This is a genomic window from Streptomyces collinus Tu 365, from assembly GCF_000444875.1.
GTDB classification, from domain to species: domain Bacteria; phylum Actinomycetota; class Actinomycetes; order Streptomycetales; family Streptomycetaceae; genus Streptomyces; species Streptomyces collinus_A.
Genome location: NC_021985.1, coordinates 5,018,059 through 5,037,128, shown reverse-complemented (window position 1 = coordinate 5,037,128; position 19,070 = coordinate 5,018,059). Strand labels below are relative to the sequence as shown.

Genomic DNA, 19,070 nt, shown 5'->3' with positions numbered 1-19,070 from the left:
TACGTTGCATTCACAGTACTGGCAACGCACTTGCGGCGCTTGAGTGGCTCAACTGCAGGCCAGTGCAGGGAAATCGTTGCAACGGCATGGGATCTAACGCAACGCCACCTGAGTGCGATCGTTGCAATGAGCAGAAGGTGAACGCTATGCTGGCACCGCCGCGCAGCGGCACGACGCAAGCAACACGGAGCAGCACGCAGAAACACGCAGAAACACGGAGGAGGCCGCGATGCCGGGAGGCAGGCTCACCCAGCAGGAACGTCAGCGGATCGCGCTGGGGCTGGCCGAGGGCCTCGCCTACGCGGAGATCGCCAGGCGCCTGGAACGCCCGACCTCGACCGTCACCCGCGAGGTCATGCGCAACGGCGGCCCGACCGCCTACCGCGCCGAAGTCGCCCACCGCGCCACCGAACACCGCGCCCACCGCCGCAAGCAGGCCGCGTCCCGCGGGCCGGCGGCTCCTGCGCAGGCCCACGGGCGCGATCCCGAGGCCGTGCGCGCGTACGAGGAGACGCTCACCACCGTCTTCATGCAGTCGGGCACGCCGCAGATGATGGCGCGGGTGATGGCGTGCCTGACCATCAGCGACACCGGCAGCCTCACCGCGTCCGAACTCGTCCAGCGCCTCCAGGTCAGTCCGGCGTCCGTCTCCAAGGCCGTCGCGTTCCTCGAGAGCCAGGACCTCGTCCGCCGGGAGCGCGACGAGCGCCGCCGCGACCGCTACGTCGTCGACGACGAGGTCATGTACCAGGCGATGATGGCGAGCGCCCGGTCCACCGCCCAGGTCGCCGAGACCGCACGGCAGGGCGTGGGCGTCCTCGGCGCGGGCACCCCGGCCGCCACCCGCCTGGAGAACACCGCCCGCTTCCTCGACTTCGTCTCCGAGAGCCTCGCCCGCGCCGCGGACCAGGCCCGCGAGATCCTCCACACCAAGCCCGAGTCCACTCCGGACGCCCCGGCGGGGCCTGCGGCGGACGACTGAGCGCGGCACAGCACCCGACGGGGCCGGGGCCGTCCGGACTCCGGCCGCCGCAGGGCGTCAGCGCACGTCGACGTAGTCGGCCGCGCTGGTGGCGACGCCGGTGGTCGAGTTGCCGAAGTACACCCAGCGGTAGGAGCCGTCGAGCGAGGCGGTGACCGTCGCCTTCAGCGTCCCGGCGCTGCCGGTGGTGGCCTTCTTGACCGTCTTGAAGGCGGCGGCGCCCTTGGCGCGGAACTGGAGGCTGACCGTACGGCCGCCGTAGGCGTCGTACTTCTTCGTGCCCCAGTTCGCCCGGGTCACCTTGCCCGTCACGGTGATCGGCCTGCCCTTGGTGACCGGCTCCGGCGAGGCGTCGGTGGTCGCCCTGGCAGCCCGCTTGAGCCGAACGGTCAGGGAGCGCGGCTCCCGTTCGGCCGCCTTGAGGCCGCCGTCGGCCTTGAACAGCCGCAAGGAGACACCGACCTTCCAGGTCGTGGCGTCACTGTTGGAGTCGACCTCGTCGCGGCTCGGGTCGGGGTCGATGTGGAGTTCGCCCTCGCAGTGGGCGTGCTTGGTGTCCCTCTCGAAGCAGGTGTAGCCACCGGGCCCGATGAAGTTCTCCCCCGTGTCGGCCGCCGTCTCCATGCTGCCGCGGTACAGGAAGGGGAAGGCGTCGTAGCGGGAAGGGTCATCGGTGCTGTACCCGGCAGGCAGCGCGATGTCGAAACTGATGGGCGGCTTCACCTCCTTCGTCGTACCGACGACGACCGGCTTGCCGTCGTTGATGACGATGTCCGACACGGTGATACCGGTGTCCGCCGCCTGAGCCGTCGGCGCGTTCAGCGCCGAGAGCCCCAGTGCCCCCACGAACGCGGCCGCCGCCGCGGTTCGTCTGCCTGTCTTCATTCACACCTCGTCAGAGAGCCGTTGTCACAGGAAGCGGCAGCCTACTTGGCACGGCCATGACGCCTGCACCGCGGAAACTCCAGGTGGACGTACAACCAATGCCCCAGGTGGACGGTCTCCTGCACACCCGGACTCCACGAGCGGAAATCCGGTCCCCCGTTCCAGGAGAGCCATGCACATCCGTACGGCCGCGGCCGCCACCGTCGGCAGCCTCATGCTGCTCACCCTCGTCGCGCCCCTCGCACAGGCGGACGAACACAAGGGCGACATCGTCTTCACCTCGGTGACCTTCAGCAAGTCCACGGTCGACGTGGGCGTCAGCGCGCCGCAGAAGCTGGCCGTGACGGCCACCGCCAAGGACGACTCGGGCATCAGGAGCATGGTCGGCCTCAAGCTGGTGAGCTCCGACGACCGCATCCAGTACGCGAAGTCACCGACGTGCACGCGTCCCACGTCGAAGACCATGAAGTGCTCCTGGTCGTACAGCCTGGAGGCCGACCGCACCGACTACGCCGACCTGCGCAACAGTTCGGCCGGCACCTGGCACCTCGACGTGGAAGCCGCCGCCTACGACGGCGACTTCTACACCCTCGACAGCAGCGCCAAGGTGAAGGTCAAGCGCCACGCCAGGCTGGCGACGACCCAGGCGACGCCCGAACCGGTCGTCAAGGGCAGGACCCTGACGGTGACCGGCGCCCTGACCCGGGCCGACTGGAACACGAACGCCTACACCGGCTTCGCCGCCCAGAAGGTCGCCCTCCAGTTCAGGAAGTCCGGTTCCTCGACCTACACCACCGTCAAGACGGTGACCACCGACAGCGCCGGCAAGCTGAGGACGACGACCACGGCGAACGCCTCCGGCACCTGGCGCTGGCACTTCGCGGGAACGGGAACGACCGGCTCGGCGACTGCGGCGGGCGACGGGGTCGCACTGAAGTAGGACTGAGCGGCGGTGAAGCGATATGCCGGGGCTGCTTCGTCCAACTCCCGGCAACTGGCGTCTGCGACTCTTGCAGCTAGGAGGCAGCTTTATAGTCCGCGCGAGGGGGGCCTTTCCACCTGCGCTTTCTCCCGGTCAGGACTGCCGCGTCCCGGTCCTGACCTACCGCCAGGCAGTTCGTACAGTGCCGACGGGAACACCACTCGGCCGACCTCAGTGGCAACTACCGCTGCCCCTCTCGGGACCTCCGCCTCTGACAGGGCGTTCCAGGCGGCGAGGGTCAGTCGACTGAGTTCCGGTATCCGCTGCGAATGGAGGGCACCGCGGGAACGGCTACGCGAAAGGTTGCGAGGCTGCCAATCACCGGAAGTGCGCCGCCGGCGGCTGTTCAAGGGAGGGGCCGTTGCCAGTTGAAGGGCGTGCTCCAGCGCAAGTCCGCAGACCGCGGAGCCCATGGCTTCAACCTCCAACTATTCGGACCGTGGCGCCTCGCAGAGCAGCAGCGGCCAGCGGATCACCACCACCCTCTCCCAGACTTCGGGTGGCACCGTGTTGGCTAGGTGATGGCTCTCGCCCACTGGAAGGTCGCGCAGGCGACGTTCGGCCTCCTGCGTTTGCCCTACGTAGCAAAGCCCTGCACCTGATGCAAACACTCCGTAGAGCACCGGGCCCGCAGTACCAGAGCTGTCGCAGTGCATCTCGGTCAGTAGGGCTCCGACTCGGTGAGCGAACTGATACCGGCGCTCCTGCCATCGCGCCAGCAGTGAGGTATCCCCTAGCAGAGTCGCCAGTGAAGATCGCCAGGCGTGACAAGCGTCCTCGTACGCTTGGTCACACTCACTAGCCCCCCAAGAGATCATCCATGCACCGCAGCGTAGACCTACGCACTGATGGCCACGGAACGACTAGGAGCCGTCCCGTTTACAGTCTGCGCGACGCAATCAGCTTGAGCTGGGCCTTTCCCACTCTGGGGGCACCAACCCCACATGGCCCCACCACCACTTAGGTACGGTCTCTAAACCAGTTCAGGACCCCTCGGGCATCCGTGATCACGTTCGTGGACGTCCTCCTCTCCCCGTCGTCGTCCTGGTACTCATAGTCCTGGCGGATGCCGACGTCGTCGGTGAAGGTGTCGGTGAACGTCTCGCGATATGTGTATTTCCCGTCGGAGCTCCAGCCGGCACCACTCCTGGTGCGGGTCTCCGTGTGCCCCCTGTAGGTCTTGTCGTACGCGTCGATGAAGTTGCCCAGGAATGTCGCCTCGTCGTCCGTCAGGCGCGTGCTGGACACGTCCAGATGCTCGCCGATGGAGTCGCGGAGCCGCCTCTTCTCGTGTCGATCCACGTGTCCCTCCCTGTTCCCGTCCGGTGGTCCGGAGGGCTATCCAAAAAGTAGAGCTCGAGTTGGGTGACATTCTCCAAGCTCCGGGGGAAGACCGTTAGCGATCCGCGGTAACGGACGCTGAGGATCTTCCGGACGAGCGCCAGGTCCGCCGCTTCACCTTCTGGTCACGCTAGGTCACCTCGCCCACGCCTTCCTCGCGGTCGTCCGTGCCGACGAGGACTCGCCAGGCCGGCCTAACCCCTCGTCAGACAGACTCTCGAAGTCGGTCACTGGTGGACGCCCAGAACGTGCAGGTGAAGCGAGACCAGAACTGCAACCAGATGCCTGCGCCTTGAGTCAGGTAACTCCATGCCTGTCGACCTCTACATGAATCACTCCCGCCCTCGGTGACCACTTCCCACCTCCGGCCCCGAGCCTTCCTGAACCGGCAACGTCTCCCGGACCGTGAGGACTTGTACGCACCTTCTGACGTGTGATTAGATTATTAAACGCGCTGTCTCCCAAAATCCCCGGCATAGCCGACAACTTCCCCCTAACGCAGCGCTGAAGGGCACAACCATGCCTAAGGCTCGGTACTCGTTCGATCTTCCTGAGCACGACGTGGACTATGGGGTTGAGCTTCCCATTACGAAGCTCAACATCGACCCGCAGGCACAGCGGACTCTCAACGAGCGGCGCGCGCAGACCATCGCGAAAAACTTGGTGCGCGAAGCCATCGGCTCCATCATCGTGTCGGAGCGCTCCGACGGTGACCTCTACATCGTCGACGGACAGCACCGGTGGCGCGCCTGCGCACTGGCGGGCATCCCCACGATCAGAGCTGAAGTCCATCACGGGCTGGAGCAGGCGCAGGAGGCGATTCTGTTCCTGATCAAGAACAGGGAGTCCCACAAGCCCCGTCCCATCGACGAGTATCAGGTCGGACTCACGGGCGGTGTCCCCCTGTTCGTCGACACGGACAGGATCTTGGACAAGCACGGGCTGACCCTCGGCTCGTCATCGACCAACGGTGTCGGCGCCGTGTCCGGCGTGCTGCAGATCGTGGACCGCTACGGCGCCGCTGTCTTCGACCGCACGCTCACCGTCGCCGAGGAGGCGTGGGGACGCGCCGCGGAGACCTGGGACGGCATGCTTCTGGGCGGCATCGGGGCCTTCCTCGGCCGATGGGGCGACCTCGTCGACGACACGGAGTTGGCCCGCAAGATCCTGAACATGGGCACGGCGGCCAAGTGGCGCTCCGAGATCCTCAGCCAGTCCTCACGCGGCGGCTTCAACAACAGCGGCACGGGCTCCAGGGTGGCCACGGCGACCCGCCTCGTGGTGAACGCCTGGAACAAGGGCCGCAAGATCGAGAACCGCATCGAACCGTAATTCGACGACAAGTCGGCGTCTCCAGGGGCCTACGCCCCTTAACCGGCTTGGCCTGAGCGTGGTGCTTGCTCACAGACGCCCCCTCAGAGGGTGCCTCTGCGAGCAGCAGCGCCCTGCACCAAGCAGGCGGGCTCTCAGGTCCGCGTATGGGCTAAGGCCCGCCGGGATGTGCTGAGCGAGGCGGAGACAGCCTCACTGCTGGCCCGGCGTCCCTACGACCTGCGGCACGCTGGGGTGTCGTTCTGGCTCAGCTCCGAAGTGGACGCCATGGAGTGCGCCCGCCGCGCCGGCCACAGCATCGCAGTGCTGCACAAGGTGTACGCCAAGGTCCTTGACCAGACCCCCGAGAGCGGGCGAACAGCCGGATCGACGCAGCCCTCCGGGAATGGCACGAGCCCGAGTGAACATGCCCTCCCCCGGGGGACACCTGGGGGACACGCAGTGACTGACGTCGGGATACGGGCGGTACGAGGTGAGACGCGGCCGCACTTCGTCCACGGCGAATCGAACGGACTCCTACAACGAAAAACCCCCTCTGATCAGGTAAGTAACCTGATCAGAGGGGGTTTCCCTCCGTGTGGCGGCGCCAGGATTCGAACCTGGGAAGGCTGAGCCGGCAGATTTACAGTCTCTGTACGAAAGCTCAGTTGAGCTGGGGTTTTTGGCGTGCCCAACTAGACGACCCCACAAGCTCCCCATGGCGACTGTCGGTGGGACGGCCACACCTGGTGGGTCGCGGGTGCAACATGCCTAGCTCTGCTCGTTCCCGGGACTACCAGTCAAGGCTCTGCCGGCAAGGCCGAAGATCGTGCCAAGCCCAGAGAGGCCAGCGCCCTTCATGGTCTCGATGGCGGTCTTCACTTGTTCGCCGTGAGGGCTCGTAACAACGAGCACTACGTACGCCAGCCAGAACGCTGCGGTGAAGCCAACCACCGTCCAAAAGATCGTTCTGAACGAGACCTGGCCTCCACCTGCCGAAGGCGAAGTGCCAGGGGATGGCGGTGATGCAAGGGAGCTGGATGCACACGTGGACTGCGTCACCCGCATCGCCCCCGCCCGACCCCCCGGTCACACCGGCCGCCCTGCGTGCGCGCACCCAAGAGGAGATACCGCCCGCATTGCGCCACGCTGAAGAGCGGCCAGGCAGCTACATCCGTCGCCTTGAAGCGGTCTTTCACTGGCGCCCCGGGCCACTTACCCCGGACTGGTAGCCTTCCCATGGATCTCCATTCATGCAGAGTGCGAGTTTCCGCAGGTCAGCGAGGTGCGAACTCGTCGACCTAGGCGGCCGGACGGGTGCGAACCGTCCGGCCGTTCCTGTTGCAGAGAAACCTAGCCGACGCCCGCAGTAGGCCGCTGACCTGCAAAAAAGTTCCGGCGCCGAGAATTCCAGCGATCAAGAAGGCAAAGGTTGCCTAAAGGGGCTTCTAGCGGTATTTTCCACAAGGGTGCTACGCCTGGGCTGACCTGCAGTGACACGGTCAGGAATGTCCACTTCAGTTAAATTGAAGTGCACATTTCCCTATAGGCACAATTTTGTCTATAGCTTGACCGATTCATCCACATTGATTCACATTTGAATGAGCATTTATACATGGCCGAAAATAGTCGGTAAGCGGGTGCGGCCATCGATCGTCATTGCTGCCGGCGGTTACTCGCTGTCTGCCCGCGGCGTCTCTGGGCACTGCCCAACTGAGTACGGTTGTCAGGGCTCTGATCTACCGTGTCGCCCATGCCACCTTCCGAGATCACGCGCGCGGGGATCCTGCGAGCGATTGCTGAGTGTGACCGGCGCGGCCCCGAAGCCTTCCGTGCCGAGTACGGCTACCAGGCGGCCGCAAAGTACCTGCTCGTTCACGAGGGGCGGCAGTACGACTCGAAGGCCATAGCCGGGGTCGCCCATCTGTACGACTTCGGCGTAGCGCTCAAGCCCTCAACGCCGGGGTTCAGCGGAGGCCTTAAGCACGCGGTGGCCTGGTTGAGACGGGAAGGCTTCACCGTCGTGGAGCCGCCCAAGACCTTCCATCGCCGCGTGGGAGACGTACGGCCGGCACGCCGCGTGGACGGAACGGCGTTGCACAGGCCCGTGCTTCTTCTGTGGGCAATCGGGCAGGCTGTGGCCGGCACCCCTCGCACGCGATCCTGGTCGGCTACGCGTGATGCCGTGGCATCGCTGTTGGTGAAATATGCCCAGGTCGATGATGGAACGGATGCCGCCCGATATCCATTTTGGGCACTCGTGCGCGACGACTTGTGGGTCTTGGATTGTGCAGAAGACCTCATCCTCACCAGCCGGGGACGCCGTCCCACCCAGGAGTCCTTGAACCAAGTCGACCCCGCCGGCGGGCTCCGTGAGGACGACTATGCACTGCTGCAGTCTCATCCCGAAGCCGCGGCCTCTGCCGCAGCTGGCCTCATCCTGCGGTACTTCTACCCGCTGCCCCCCGACCTGCTCAAGGACTTCGGGCTGCACGAGCTACTCGCCGGCCGGTGGGCCGACGCGCTTCGCCCACAGCTAGGCGAGAGCTTCAAGGACCGCGACGCCATCTGGCGGGCGTACGGCGGTCAAAAAATGGCAGGGATCGGCTGCCTCGCCGACGGCATCTTGAGTGCCTTCTCGGACGAGAAGGGGCCATATAACGACAGCCGCATCCCGGACACGAACTGGATCGCTTACGTGGGAGACGGACTGTCTGGCGACCAGAAGATCACCGATGGCAACGAGCTGATGGCCGAATACCAGGCCGCGGGGCGCCCTCTCCGCTACTGGCACAAGCCCTACCAGGGGCAGTTCAGCTTCGAGACTTGGGCTGTCATCGTCCAGCGCCGGATGCGATGGGGCGTCGGAGCAGACAAAGAGTGGCGACGCGAGTTCCACTGGATCCTGGCTCCGGTTCCCTCTCCGGAGCGGGAGACATGGCCTTCGGAAGTCTTCGAGGCCCTGGATGCCGACACGGGCATCCTGTACGACGACACAGACTCCTACCGCCCGAGCGACGTAGATCCGAAGGTGCGTGACACCTCCGAGAGCGACGAGGACGCATACAAGCGTCTGACTCTGAACGCAGAAGCCAACGCCGAGCGACGAGGGCGGCTCCAGAAGCCTTCGCTTGCGGACCGCTTTGTCCGTGACCCCGGCGCCAGAGCGGCAGTCATCCGCCGCAGCAAGGGCAACTGTGAGAGCCCCCGATGCGCCGGCCACCCCAAGGAGCTCACTGCAGCCGGCAACCCAATCTTGCAGGTCGACCACGTACAGGACCTGGCCAAGGACGGGCCTGACGTCCCCTGGAACATGATCGCCTTGTGCCCCAACTGCCACGCTCTCAAGACGTATGGCGTCAACCGAGAGAAGCTTCGCCGGATCCTCGCCGCCACCGCAAAAGACCGGCACTCAGCGGCACTCCGCTAGTCCTCGGCAGGCCCTCCCCTGGAGACCAGGGGAGGGATGGGTCTTCCTACCTGTCCGCAAGGACTACGCATTACGAGTTGTCAGATCTTGGTCCGGACGTGTCCACGGACATCTGTCATGAGCCTTGCGCCGCTGGTCAGGCGCCGTGCCAGACGGCCGTGGACAGAAACGAACCACCTCGGAATTAGTGTCAACTGGGACTGCAACTGAGACCAGGGGCAGAGGCCTCATGCCAAGCCGGGACGATCCGCCATCGGCTGGCGCAAGACCGCCGCCTTTCTAGTTCCTTCCGCACGCCCTGGCGCCAGTGTCAGAGTCGCGTCGGCGGCCGCCCTGCGAGGTGGGAGGCTGTCTCATCTGATACGGCACCGCCGCCGCTGTTGCCGTCGAAGGCTGCCGTCAGCGTGTACGGACGCGTCAGTTGCCCCGGCCTTACGCAGTTGGTTAGGCGGCTTCGGAGGCCCTTGGATTAGCCAAGCCCTGCCCCTGACCTCCAATGCACTGGAGGGAGCGGCCAGGCCGCCCATCTCGGACGAAGCTGGCTACAGGCCACACAATTAACCCTACCGATATTTCGCAAGTAGGCCCGGCAGTTGCCCCCATTGAGCTACCTTGTCGATGCGCGGGCACACCTTCCTGGGGGTCACGAAATGGAATCTTCCTTCCTGACAGGGTTCGAAGGAATGTGGAGAAGGTCAACGGAAGACTACAAGAAAGGAGTTACCGAGTATCTCGTAACGCTCGACACTAACGTCCTGCTGAATCTATATAGATTCACCCCTCAAGCGCGTGACGAGCTTTTGCAGGCTCTGACAAAACTGGAAGATCGCTTGTGGGTCTCCCATCAGGTGGTGAAGGAGTATTATTCTCGTCGAGTTGATGCCATAAAGGAGCACATCGCCCTCTACACGACCGTCCCCAAGGTGTTGAATGAATCAAGGAACAAAGCGATCCAAGAGATCAACACCTTCACCAAGCGGCGCTCCATGTCTCCAGAGGAAAAGAGGGCGTTGATCGATCCCCTAAACAAGGCATTCGATATGGCAATAGACGAAATCAAACGCCATGGTGACGCGTTTGATTTGGATTTGGTTAAGGTCATCACCGATGACCCAATCCTGCAGTCATTGGCTGATATCTTCGATCAGAAGGTCGGAGCGCCGTTCGCCGACGAAGAAGAAAAGGAGTTCCTAGAGAATTACAGCACGCGAGCAGGCGATAGGATCCCGCCGGGATATCGAGACTCAGGCAAGGCAGACAATGCCCACGGTGATTATTTCGTCTGGGAGCAAGTATTGCGCGAGGCCAAACTCCGCGAAATGCCAGTGATTTTAGTAACGAATGACACTAAGGACGATTGGGTTTACAGCGAGGCCGGACTAACGATTGGTCCCCACCCTAAGCTGATTTCTGAGTTTAAGGAGCGCTGTGGCCAGGATTTCTTGCTAACCGATTTGGGAACGTTTCTGAAGGTCGCTAAGTCTGAGCTAGGGGCGATCGTCAGCGAGTCCACCGTCGCCCAGGCGCAAGAGGGTAGTTCCAACACCAAAACCTTGCACCTACACCCGGACGAATTCAACGCCCTGATGGTTGACCTCTTGAAGATAAGGGATCATTTTCATGAGGAAACGATCTCACCCGGACGCAATCCAAGCCGAGTCCGAGCCGCACGCACAATCGCGAATCGGGCAGATCAGCTCCTGTACCTCATCGAGAGGAGCATCGAAGAATTGCCCGACGGGTCAGTAGCACTCAATATCTCGCGGCGGGATTGGGAAATGACGGAAGATCTTAGAGCACTCCTGGGCGATTTGAATTCCTCTACTGACAGAAGGGAGAAATCCACTCAGGTCGGGACACCTCGCCCTTCTAAGGAGTCTCAGCACAAGCTTGCCTACACCCGTGGCCGACTCGATGCAATGAATACGCATCTGGCCGAACTGGATGAAAAAATTCGCGAACAGGGTGCCAATGCACCCATTTCGCTCCTTGGGCGGCGCCAGCAGCTAGCGATGGAACGCGACGTCCTGAACGAAGAAATTGCACAGCTAGAGCAGCGGATGCCCAGTTACCACCAACCGCTCATCGACGGCAGTAATGACGGTGATCACAATTCGCCGATATGATCATTGATTACGACTCGCTCATGCGCCTGTACCTGGCGGCTTCTGAGTGATGGCCGCGCGGTCTTACCTACTAGCCCGCATGCGGAGCATCGCTGGCGCACCACTCCGGTTGGCGGGTCCATGTAGTAGTGGACCCGCCAACCCGTCACACGTTAGGACGAGAGGCGACCTCACCGGACAGGAGTCGGCTCGTGAAGCCCTCGGTACACAGGCGCTCATAAGCAGCCACGACGGTGTCCGGCACAGCCTGTTCGATGGCCAAGTCCCAGCCCGGAAAGACAAGCACCCTTTGCAGGGCGCCCACGATCATGTCGATGACCATGCGAGCGTCCCCAATGGAGTCGGCGTACTCCTTTAGCTCCATCGGCGTGGACGCGCACACCACATCGACCTCAGCCCAGAGCTTCCGCATCATGGCGTACGAACGCCGCTCTTCGTAGGGCTTGCTCACTAGGAGGACAGAGGTCACCTCGACGCCAGCGTCCGCCAGAACTGCTTTGGTGAACTCGATGTTCTCACCCGTGTTCGTCGCTCGCGGCTCCAAGATTACGGCCGAATCGGGCACGCCGAGCTCCAGCACTCGCTCGCGGTACTGGACAGCTTCACCGCGTGGCATGCGCGCCCGGGTCGTGGGGCTGGTGGCCCCTGTGAACACGATGACCGGCGCCATGCCCTGGTGATACAGCTCCGCCGTCACATCAGCTACACCGAGATCGTGACTGCCCAGACCGACGGCTACCGAACAGGGCCGCAGATCGTGATGCATACGGTGGTAGTTCCACAGAAGCCGGGCATCCTCCCACGTCTGTGTCGAGATCATTCCTGCCCCTTCCCGTCGTGCGCTGAGTCCGGAATCTTGAAGTCGTACTCCCATGCGAATCGAGAAGCCGAGTGGACGCCCACCGCGAACTCGACCACCGTGCCGTCTGCCATGTAAGTGGTCCTGTGCAGCTCGACTACAGGTTCACCGGCGGGGAGCTGCAGGAGCTGCACCTCGTCAGCCGTGGGGATGCGGGCGAACAGGGCCTCTCTCATGTGGTCGATCTCGTATCCGGCGTCATAGAGGACCCGGTACCCGCCACCACGGCCGGCAGGGCCTGGAGTGGGGTCAACAATGCGCGTCCCCTCTACATGCTCTGGTTTGTAGTAGCTGGTCAGGGTATGAGTTGGCTGCGTCCCCTCTTTCACGAGACGTGCTCGTGCGTACACCTCGGAGCCAACTGGGACGCCGAGCCCCTCCGCTACAAGGCTGTCCGCCTGGACGCGGCTCACAGTCTGCGTCTGCTCGTCGCGCTTGTATGCGCGACCCGATGCGACGCGGTCAGCGATGAACGCGACTTCCTCGCCGTCGCGCCACTTTGCCTTGTCGTATCGGGCAATGCCGAGCCTCTTGAGCGGCGTACGCGACCGCACCACGGTGCCGTGTCCGCGCGTCGAGGTTACGAGACCTTCAGCCTCCAACGCCTTGTATGCCTTGTGGACGGTCTCCTTGGAGCCTTCCCCAGCCTCGACTAGGTCTCTGATCTGGGGCAACTGGGCGCCCGGCGGATACTCACCGCTCTTGATCTGCTCCGCGAACCTGTCCGCCAGGTCGCGCCACTTCGGTGCCACGCAGAACTCCTCTCGACGCGATTCAGTCAAGCACAGTCCTAGGACTGTTGACAGTCCTAGGACTGCGTGCCATGGTCTCCTCAGGTCGCTCGCAGTCCTAGGACAGCGGGCCGGGAGGGGCTTTCTTAGGGCTGCCTTCAAGCCGTGCGGTTCGGGATAGCTCGCTTCCATGTGGGGCCCTGAGCTGCTGGGTCCTTGACAACCTCACACAGGGAACTGCTGGTAACCCGTGGTCCGCCTGCCCGAAGGGGTCGGAAACAAGGCGGAGAAGACCGGCGTGCCCCGTACGCAGCCCGACCGGTTCGAGTCCGGTCCGGGGCACTTCGGCCGCTGCTCAGTGGCCGGGCCGCGTGAAACGCGCGGCTTTCTCCGATCACCGGCGCGCACCCCCCGGAGGGGCAACTCCGAGGGGTGCTGTTCGGGCCGTTCCACCTCGAAAGGAACACGACCCAATGGAGCACATCGTCACAGTTCAGGACGCTGTTACCGCGTTCGCCGACTTCATGGAGCCGACGGACGCGGAGCTGGACGCGATCGAGCGCGAGATGCCCGTCATCCTGGCGGACGTCGACCTGCTGGACGCGCACATCGTCACCCTGGACCGCACCCCGACCGAGCTGGACGCCCGCCGCATCCGTCGCGCCCGCCGCCGGGCTCTCGCCGCGCGGGTCGCGCTGGTCAACCGTGCGGCCGGCACGCGCCTGTCGGGCGGTGCCGCGTAATGAATCGCAAGGAACTGACCACCCCGCAGCGCATCGTTCTCGGGGTCGCATTCGTCATCATGGCCGCCGTCGGCGGCATCGGCGCCTACGGCACGTTCAGCAATATCGGCCACGCCTACGGCACCGGCACCGCGCTCGGTGCGGTCGCCGCCGGCGAGGGCGCCACCGCCGTGCTCGGCCTGGTCCTGCTCGGCCTGACCATGCTGGGACAGTCCTCACCCCGCCTCGTCCGACTCGGCTTGTGGGCGCTGCCCGCCGCCGCCTCGGTCATGGCCGCGATGGTCGGCCCGGACGCCGGCCGTACCGTGATCTACGCCGTGACCCCCATGGGCATGTGCGTCTCGGCCGAGGGCATGGCGTTCCTTGCCCGGCGGATCGTCGTCCACACCGATGGCCACGACGCCGAAGCCGAGGCCCGCGCGGCGGCCGTCGTACGGCAACTGGCCTATTACCGGGCGGTGGCCGCCAACCACCCCAGCGACCGCGTTAAGAAGTGGTCCGAGCGCAAGTCGTGGCGTCTGGCCCGCAGGGTCGGCACCGGCGACCACACCCTAGGCACCCGGCTGCTCGATGTGCAGTGCGAGCGCGTCACGGCAGGTGCGGATGCCGCGCTGGCAGGCATGTTCACCACCCCGACCGACCCGCCGTCCCTGCCGTCGGTCGGCCTGATCGGTCCGGCGACCACCGCGAGCACGAATGCGGAGGAATCGACAAAGACCGAGATGATTCGGTCTACGGCTGACCAGCCGGAATCGACCCCGGTCACGATCACCCTGACTCGCCTCCCGGTACCCGACCCGGTCCCGGCGGACGCGGGCAAGTCCAGCCTGCCGCTCAAGCCGATCCCCGCGCTTGCTGCCCCGATCGAGTCGACCCCTACGCATCCGACCGTGCGCCGATCAGTGGCTGCCGAGTCGACCCGGCAGCGTCGGGCGACGTACCGGGTCCCGGACGCCGCCAAGGCACCCCGGACGCGACGCACCCCCGAACAACTCCTGACCGAGGCCCGCACCATGACCGCCGACTGGCCGGACGCGCAGATCACCGGCGAGGGCATCCGCCGGGAACTGCGCACCTCCCCGGCCAACGCGCGCAAGCTGCGTGACGCGCTGCTCGCCGAGCGGGCCGGCTGATGGGGGCACTGCCGGTCTTCCGGTGGCGCCTCGCCCCGGACGGCTACGCCACCCGCCGCCAACTCCGCGCACGCGGCCTGCGGCCGGGCGGCCAGGACGTGGCGGCACAGCTCGAACGGCCGCGCCGACGGCGGGGCCCGCTGGTCGCCTACCTGTACCGCGTCGACCTGGCCAAGCCCGTCCGGCCCATGACGCCCGCACGGCGAGCGGCGCTGGCCAAGGCCAACCGCGCCCGCCGCCTCTGCCCCTCCTGCCGCCGTGACGCGGGCTACGTCATCCCCGCATCGCTCGGCATGTGCACCCCCTGCGCCTTCCCCGAACCCTCCCTGAGGAGTGCCTGACATGGGCAAACCCGACACCCGCCGCCTGGACAAGGCCATCCAGCAGACCAACCGCAAGCTCGAAGCCGTCCGCAACCGCGAGATGTGGCCGCTGGACGGCCGCGAGCGCCGCGCCGTCCTCGGTGCCCTCGCCGGCGGCTCGTACCGGATCGTGAGGGGCAACAGCCCCGCCCGCGCCGAACGGCAGTTGGACACCGCGTGGCAGTCGGCCGAGACCCGGCTCGTCGCGGAGATCGCCGCGCTCCACACCGAGCGGCAGCGGATCGTCAACGAGGCCGCCACCGCCCGCGCCGCGCAGAAGTCCTCCCGCTGGTGGTGACCAGCCCGGCCGGGCCCACGCGGCCCGGCCCCCTCACCGCGCCCTCCCCCCTCGCTTCGCCCCGATCCGGGGCAGTCAGGAGCCTGCCGTTATGAGCGGCAACGTCGTCCACCTGCACAAAGACACCAACCCCGAGCCCGACCCGCCCGTGACCACACTGACCGTGGTCCCCGACCCGCCGGCCGCACCGCCGGTCCCCCTGTGGCTCCGGTCCGGACGCGCCGTACGCACGGCCGTCACCCACGAGGCCACCAGGACGGCCGCGCGCACGGTCGCCCGGCACAGCCTGTACGTCCTCGGGGGCGCGCGGATCGTGGGCCGCCGGGCGTGGGACGGTCGCACCGCCGCCCGGTACGAGCGCATGCTCCGCGCCGCTGAAGCCGCGGGGAACTTCGAGGCGGCTGCCGAGTGGGAGGAGCGGGGGCAGCGATTCCGCGACGCCCGCCACCGCCGCCGCATGGACCTGCTGCACTCGCCGCTGGACGCGGCCAAGGGCGCGGCCGTGAGCGCCGGTATGGGCGTCGGTGGACTGGTCCTGCTCGGCGTCGCGATGGCCATCGCCACCAAGGACGCCACCGAGGTCGTCACTCCGCTCATGGCGGTCATCAAGTTCATCAACCTGCTGATCACCATCGTGCAAGTGGTGTGGGGACCGGCCCTGACGGTCGGCCCGTTCCTCGCCCTGCTCGCCCTGTGGTCCGTCGGGGCCCACCAACAGGCCGCACCCCAGTGGGCACTGCCGGCAGGCGTCCGCAACGGTGAGGGCGAGCCGATCACCCCGTCGATCGTGGTCAAGGCCCTACGCGACCTGGGGGTACCTGCCCTGCGTAAGGCGATTCAGGAGATGGGCGACGCGGGTGCGTCGATGCTGTCCCCGATCGTCATCGCCGGATGCGGCGTGGAAGTCGACGTCACCCTCCCGTCGGGGGTGTCCACGATCGAGGTGCAGAACCGGCGTCGGAAGCTCGCTGAGAACCTGTCCCGGCACGAGCACGAGGTGTTCATCACCATCCCGACCGCCGCCCGCACAGTGCGGCTGTGGGTGGCCGACTCCGGGGCGCTGGACGAGCCGATCGGCCCGTCCCCGCTGGCCACCGACGACACGATGACCGCCGACTACGCCAAGGGCAAAGCGCCGTGGGGTCAGGACCTGCGCGGCGACGCCGCGAACTTGAGCCTGTATCAGCGGCACCTGCTCATCACCGGCCTGTCGAACCAGGGCAAGACCGTGGCCCTGCGGTCCCTGGCGCTGTGGCTGTCCCTGGACAAGTCGGTGCAGTTCCTCATGGGTGACCTCAAGGGCGTGGGCGACTGGAAGATGTTCGACGGCCTCGCCCTCACCCTCATCCAGGGCCCCACCGATGAGCACGTGATCCAGGTGACCGAGATGGTCGAAGGCGCGGTGGACGAGATGAACCGCCGCATCCAGGCCCCGCCCGGCACCCAGTTCCCGCCGCTGATCGTGCTGGTCGATGAGGCACAGGTCGCGTTCATGTGCCCGGCCAAGGACGAGGACAAGCGCCCCTACGGCGGCGCCAAGGCCAACTCCCGGTACTTCATGGCCGTCCGCAAAATCCACAACCAGGGCCGCGCCGTCAACGTCCTGATGTGGCAGGGCACCCAGGACCCCACCAACGAGAACCTGCCCAAGCTGGTCCGCGAGGGCGCCCACACCCGCGCCTCCCTCGCACTCGGCACCGAATCGCAGGCCCGCATGGCGCTGGGCGACAAGGCCGTGGACGGCGGCGCCGCCCCGAACCTGCTGCGCCCAGGGCTGGACCGGGGCACCCTGGTCGTCGCCTCCGACGGCATCACCATCCCGGCCGGCCAGTCCTCCATCACCGTGCGCACGCACTTCATCGACGACGCCACCGCCGAAGCCATCACCGACCGGGCCAAGGCCCTGCGCGACGGCGTCACCACCCTGCACGCCATCGAACGCGACGACGAGGAGCGTGACCCGCTCGCCGACATCGCCGCCGTCATCGGCGACGCCCCGCGGCTGCGCACCCAGGACGTGCTCAAGCGGCTCTCCGTACTGAACCCGGACGCCTACGGCACCTGGTCGCCCGTCGACCTCACCCGCGTCCTGGACGGCACCGGCGCCGAGCCGTACAAGTCCGACGGCCGCATGGTCGTCGGCCGCGACCACATCGCCCGCGCCCTTGCCCATCGTGACACCGACGGTTCCGCTTCCGACGCCGGATAGCAGGGAGCCGCCCCGCCCGGATCAGGGAGGCAGGGAGAACTCCCTCACCCCCTCCCTGACCCGCCTCCCTGGCCGTGACCAGTGCAAATGATCGCCCAGGGAGGCAGGGAGGCACCCCAGCTCAGCGGCCCGAAACCCCCTCCACACGGCATCCCCAAGGGGGTGCCGCCGCCTCCCTGACCCAGCACCGGAAGGGATTCCACATGTACCCCGAACAGCACCTCCCGGCGTCCGCGCTGCGGGATGTCGCGGTCCATCAGCCCGCCCCCATCACCCCGGCCGCTGTCGTACCGGCGCCGGTCGTCCTCATGCAACCGGGCGCCGTGCCGGCGGTGGCGAGCATCGTCCTGCCCAACGGGCGGATCGTCACCGGCTACGCCGTCAACGCCCTGCAGCCCGAACCGCTCGCGGCGAAGCCACCCGTGTCCCGGACGGCGGTGAACGTCGCCCTCGGGGGTGTCGGGTTCCTCGCCGTGTGCGGCGGACTGCTCCTGCTCACCACGTTCATCACCGCACTCACGGCGCTGATCACCCAGCTCATCATCCTCGCCGCCGTCCTCTTCGGCGGCTGGATCGCCGTCCAGGTCTTCAGCTCCAACGGCCACAAGGGCGGCACCACGGTCCACATCCGCCGGGCGGTCTTCAAGCGCAACCACTTCCACAGCTAGCTACGCCAAGGGCGGCCCCCATCGTCTCGCCAAAGCCGCGGGGCCGCCCTTGTCACCCAGCACCATCAAGAGAACTGGAGACATCCAGCATGACCCATGACGCCCAAACCGCGCTGCTCCGTGCAGCCTTAACCGCCGCCGAGCGCGGCTGGCACGTCTTCCCGTGCAGGCCCGGCAGCAAGCCGCCCGCCCTGCACGGAGAGAAGACCTGCACCCGCACCGACCCGTGCACGACCGGGCACGTGAAGTGGGAGCAGCGCGCCACCACCGACCCCGCCCGCATCCGCGCCGCATGGTCGCGGGCGCCGTTCAACGTCGGCATCGCCACCGGCCCGTCCGGGCTGGTCGTCATCGACCTGGACGTGCCCAAGGACAAGAACAGTTCGGACGCGCCTTGCGGCGCGACCACCTTTGCAGCGCTCTGCGAGCGCGCCGGACACGCCGTCCCCAACACCTACCGGGTGCGGACCGCGAGCGGTGGAGAGCATCTCTACTTCACCTGCCCGCCGGGCGCCCGGCTGGGCAACACGGCGGGCACCGTGGCGGATTCGGTCGACACCCGCGCGTGGGGCGGATACGTCGTCGCCGCCGGTAGCGTCACCGCCGCCGGATGGTACGAGGCGCTGTGCGCCTCTCTGGCCGCCCCTCTGCCCGCGTGGCTGCTGAGCATCCTGGAGCCCGCGCCCGCGCGCCCTGAGGGGTCGCTGCGGCTGCCAGCGGTGGGCGGCAGCCGGGCGGCACTGGCCGCGCTGGAAGCCGAGTGCGCGGTGGTGACCGCCGCCCCGGAAGGCTTGCGCAACACCGTGCTAAACCGATGCGCCTTCAAGGTGGGGCGATTCGTCGCGTGGGGCGACCTCCCCCGGCAGACGGTTGAGGACGCCTTCCAAGGGGCGGGCGAGGCGGTGGGACTCACCGCGGCCGAGTGCCGCACCACCATCCGCAGCGCCCTGGACGGCTCCATCCGCAAAGCCCGACCCAGGCAGGCGGCATGAGCGCCCCCGCCACTCCCC

16 protein-coding genes and 1 pseudogene are annotated in these 19,070 nt (G+C 66.3%); 13 read left to right on the top strand and 4 right to left on the bottom strand.

The window, feature by feature from the left end:
* Positions 1–229 precede the first annotated feature (229 nt).
* Positions 230–982: a helix-turn-helix domain-containing protein gene (locus B446_RS41170; protein WP_020941634.1), complete on the top strand. Its 753-nt coding sequence runs from the start codon at positions 230–232 to the stop codon at positions 980–982.
* Between the two features lie 57 nt (positions 983–1,039).
* On the opposite strand, the gene B446_RS21945 is transcribed toward B446_RS41170, so the two are convergent.
* The gene (locus tag B446_RS21945) at positions 1,040–1,867 is read right to left on the bottom strand and encodes a hypothetical protein (RefSeq protein WP_020941633.1); all 828 of its coding nucleotides are present in this window, start codon (positions 1,865–1,867) and stop codon (positions 1,040–1,042) included.
* A 172-nt stretch (positions 1,868–2,039) separates the two neighbouring features.
* Between B446_RS21945 and B446_RS21940 the strand changes: the two genes are divergently transcribed.
* A complete protein-coding gene (locus B446_RS21940) occupies positions 2,040–2,807 on the top strand; it encodes a hypothetical protein (protein ID WP_020941632.1) in 768 nt (255 codons plus the stop codon).
* 1,002 nt (positions 2,808–3,809) lie between these two features.
* Here the strand turns inward: B446_RS21940 and B446_RS21935 are convergent.
* A complete protein-coding gene (locus tag B446_RS21935; protein ID WP_020941631.1) occupies positions 3,810–4,151 on the bottom strand; it encodes a hypothetical protein in 342 nt (113 codons plus the stop codon).
* A 558-nt stretch (positions 4,152–4,709) separates the two neighbouring features.
* On the opposite strand from B446_RS21935, the gene B446_RS21930 reads away from it, so the two are divergent.
* From B446_RS21930 to B446_RS38995, 4 genes and pseudogenes are all read left to right on the top strand, one after another.
* A complete protein-coding gene (locus B446_RS21930) occupies positions 4,710–5,522 on the top strand; it encodes a ParB/RepB/Spo0J family partition protein (protein ID WP_043476211.1) in 813 nt (270 codons plus the stop codon).
* Between the two features lie 144 nt (positions 5,523–5,666).
* A pseudogene (locus B446_RS40360) lies at positions 5,667–5,926 on the top strand (site-specific integrase); the annotation flags it as partial.
* A 1,328-nt stretch (positions 5,927–7,254) separates the two neighbouring features.
* Positions 7,255–8,931 carry an HNH endonuclease signature motif containing protein gene (locus B446_RS21920; protein WP_043478857.1) on the top strand — a complete coding sequence of 559 codons (1,677 nt, stop codon included), beginning with the start codon at positions 7,255–7,257 and terminating at the stop codon, positions 8,929–8,931.
* Between the two features lie 650 nt (positions 8,932–9,581).
* The gene (locus B446_RS38995) at positions 9,582–11,057 is read left to right on the top strand and encodes a PIN domain-containing protein (RefSeq protein WP_148305740.1); all 1,476 of its coding nucleotides are present in this window, start codon (positions 9,582–9,584) and stop codon (positions 11,055–11,057) included.
* Positions 11,058–11,202: 145 nt separating this feature from the next.
* Here B446_RS38995 and B446_RS21915 read toward each other — a convergent pair whose 3' ends face one another.
* Complete coding sequence (locus B446_RS21915) at positions 11,203–11,877, bottom strand: YdcF family protein (RefSeq protein ID WP_020941627.1); 675 nt, start codon at positions 11,875–11,877, stop codon at positions 11,203–11,205.
* Positions 11,874–12,668 carry a GntR family transcriptional regulator gene (locus B446_RS21910; protein WP_020941626.1) on the bottom strand — a complete coding sequence of 265 codons (795 nt, stop codon included), beginning with the start codon at positions 12,666–12,668 and terminating at the stop codon, positions 11,874–11,876. The genes B446_RS21915 and B446_RS21910 overlap by 4 nt, the downstream gene beginning before the upstream one ends.
* Before the next feature lie 452 nt (positions 12,669–13,120).
* Here B446_RS21910 and B446_RS21905 point away from each other — a divergent pair, with 452 nt between their 5' ends.
* From B446_RS21905 to B446_RS21875, 7 genes are all read left to right on the top strand, one after another.
* Positions 13,121–13,390 (top strand): DUF6284 family protein, encoded by a 270-nt coding sequence (locus tag B446_RS21905; protein ID WP_020941625.1) that lies wholly within the window; start codon positions 13,121–13,123, stop codon positions 13,388–13,390.
* On the top strand, positions 13,390–14,523 hold the full coding sequence (locus B446_RS21900) for a hypothetical protein (RefSeq protein WP_020941624.1): 1,134 nt from the start codon (positions 13,390–13,392) through the stop codon (positions 14,521–14,523). The genes B446_RS21905 and B446_RS21900 overlap by 1 nt, the downstream gene beginning before the upstream one ends.
* Positions 14,523–14,864 carry an RRQRL motif-containing zinc-binding protein gene (locus B446_RS21895; RefSeq protein WP_020941623.1) on the top strand — a complete coding sequence of 114 codons (342 nt, stop codon included), beginning with the start codon at positions 14,523–14,525 and terminating at the stop codon, positions 14,862–14,864. Before B446_RS21900 ends, B446_RS21895 begins: the two co-directional genes overlap by 1 nt.
* A gap of 1 nt (position 14,865) precedes the next feature.
* Positions 14,866–15,183 (top strand): hypothetical protein, encoded by a 318-nt coding sequence (locus tag B446_RS21890; protein WP_020941622.1) that lies wholly within the window; start codon positions 14,866–14,868, stop codon positions 15,181–15,183.
* A gap of 91 nt (positions 15,184–15,274) precedes the next feature.
* Positions 15,275–17,392: an FtsK/SpoIIIE domain-containing protein gene (locus B446_RS21885; RefSeq protein ID WP_020941621.1), complete on the top strand. Its 2,118-nt coding sequence runs from the start codon at positions 15,275–15,277 to the stop codon at positions 17,390–17,392.
* A gap of 203 nt (positions 17,393–17,595) precedes the next feature.
* A complete protein-coding gene (locus B446_RS21880) occupies positions 17,596–18,060 on the top strand; it encodes a hypothetical protein (RefSeq protein WP_020941620.1) in 465 nt (154 codons plus the stop codon).
* An 89-nt stretch (positions 18,061–18,149) separates the two neighbouring features.
* On the top strand, positions 18,150–19,052 hold the full coding sequence (locus tag B446_RS21875) for a bifunctional DNA primase/polymerase (RefSeq protein WP_020941619.1): 903 nt from the start codon (positions 18,150–18,152) through the stop codon (positions 19,050–19,052).
* The last annotated feature ends 18 nt before the right edge of the window (positions 19,053–19,070 follow it).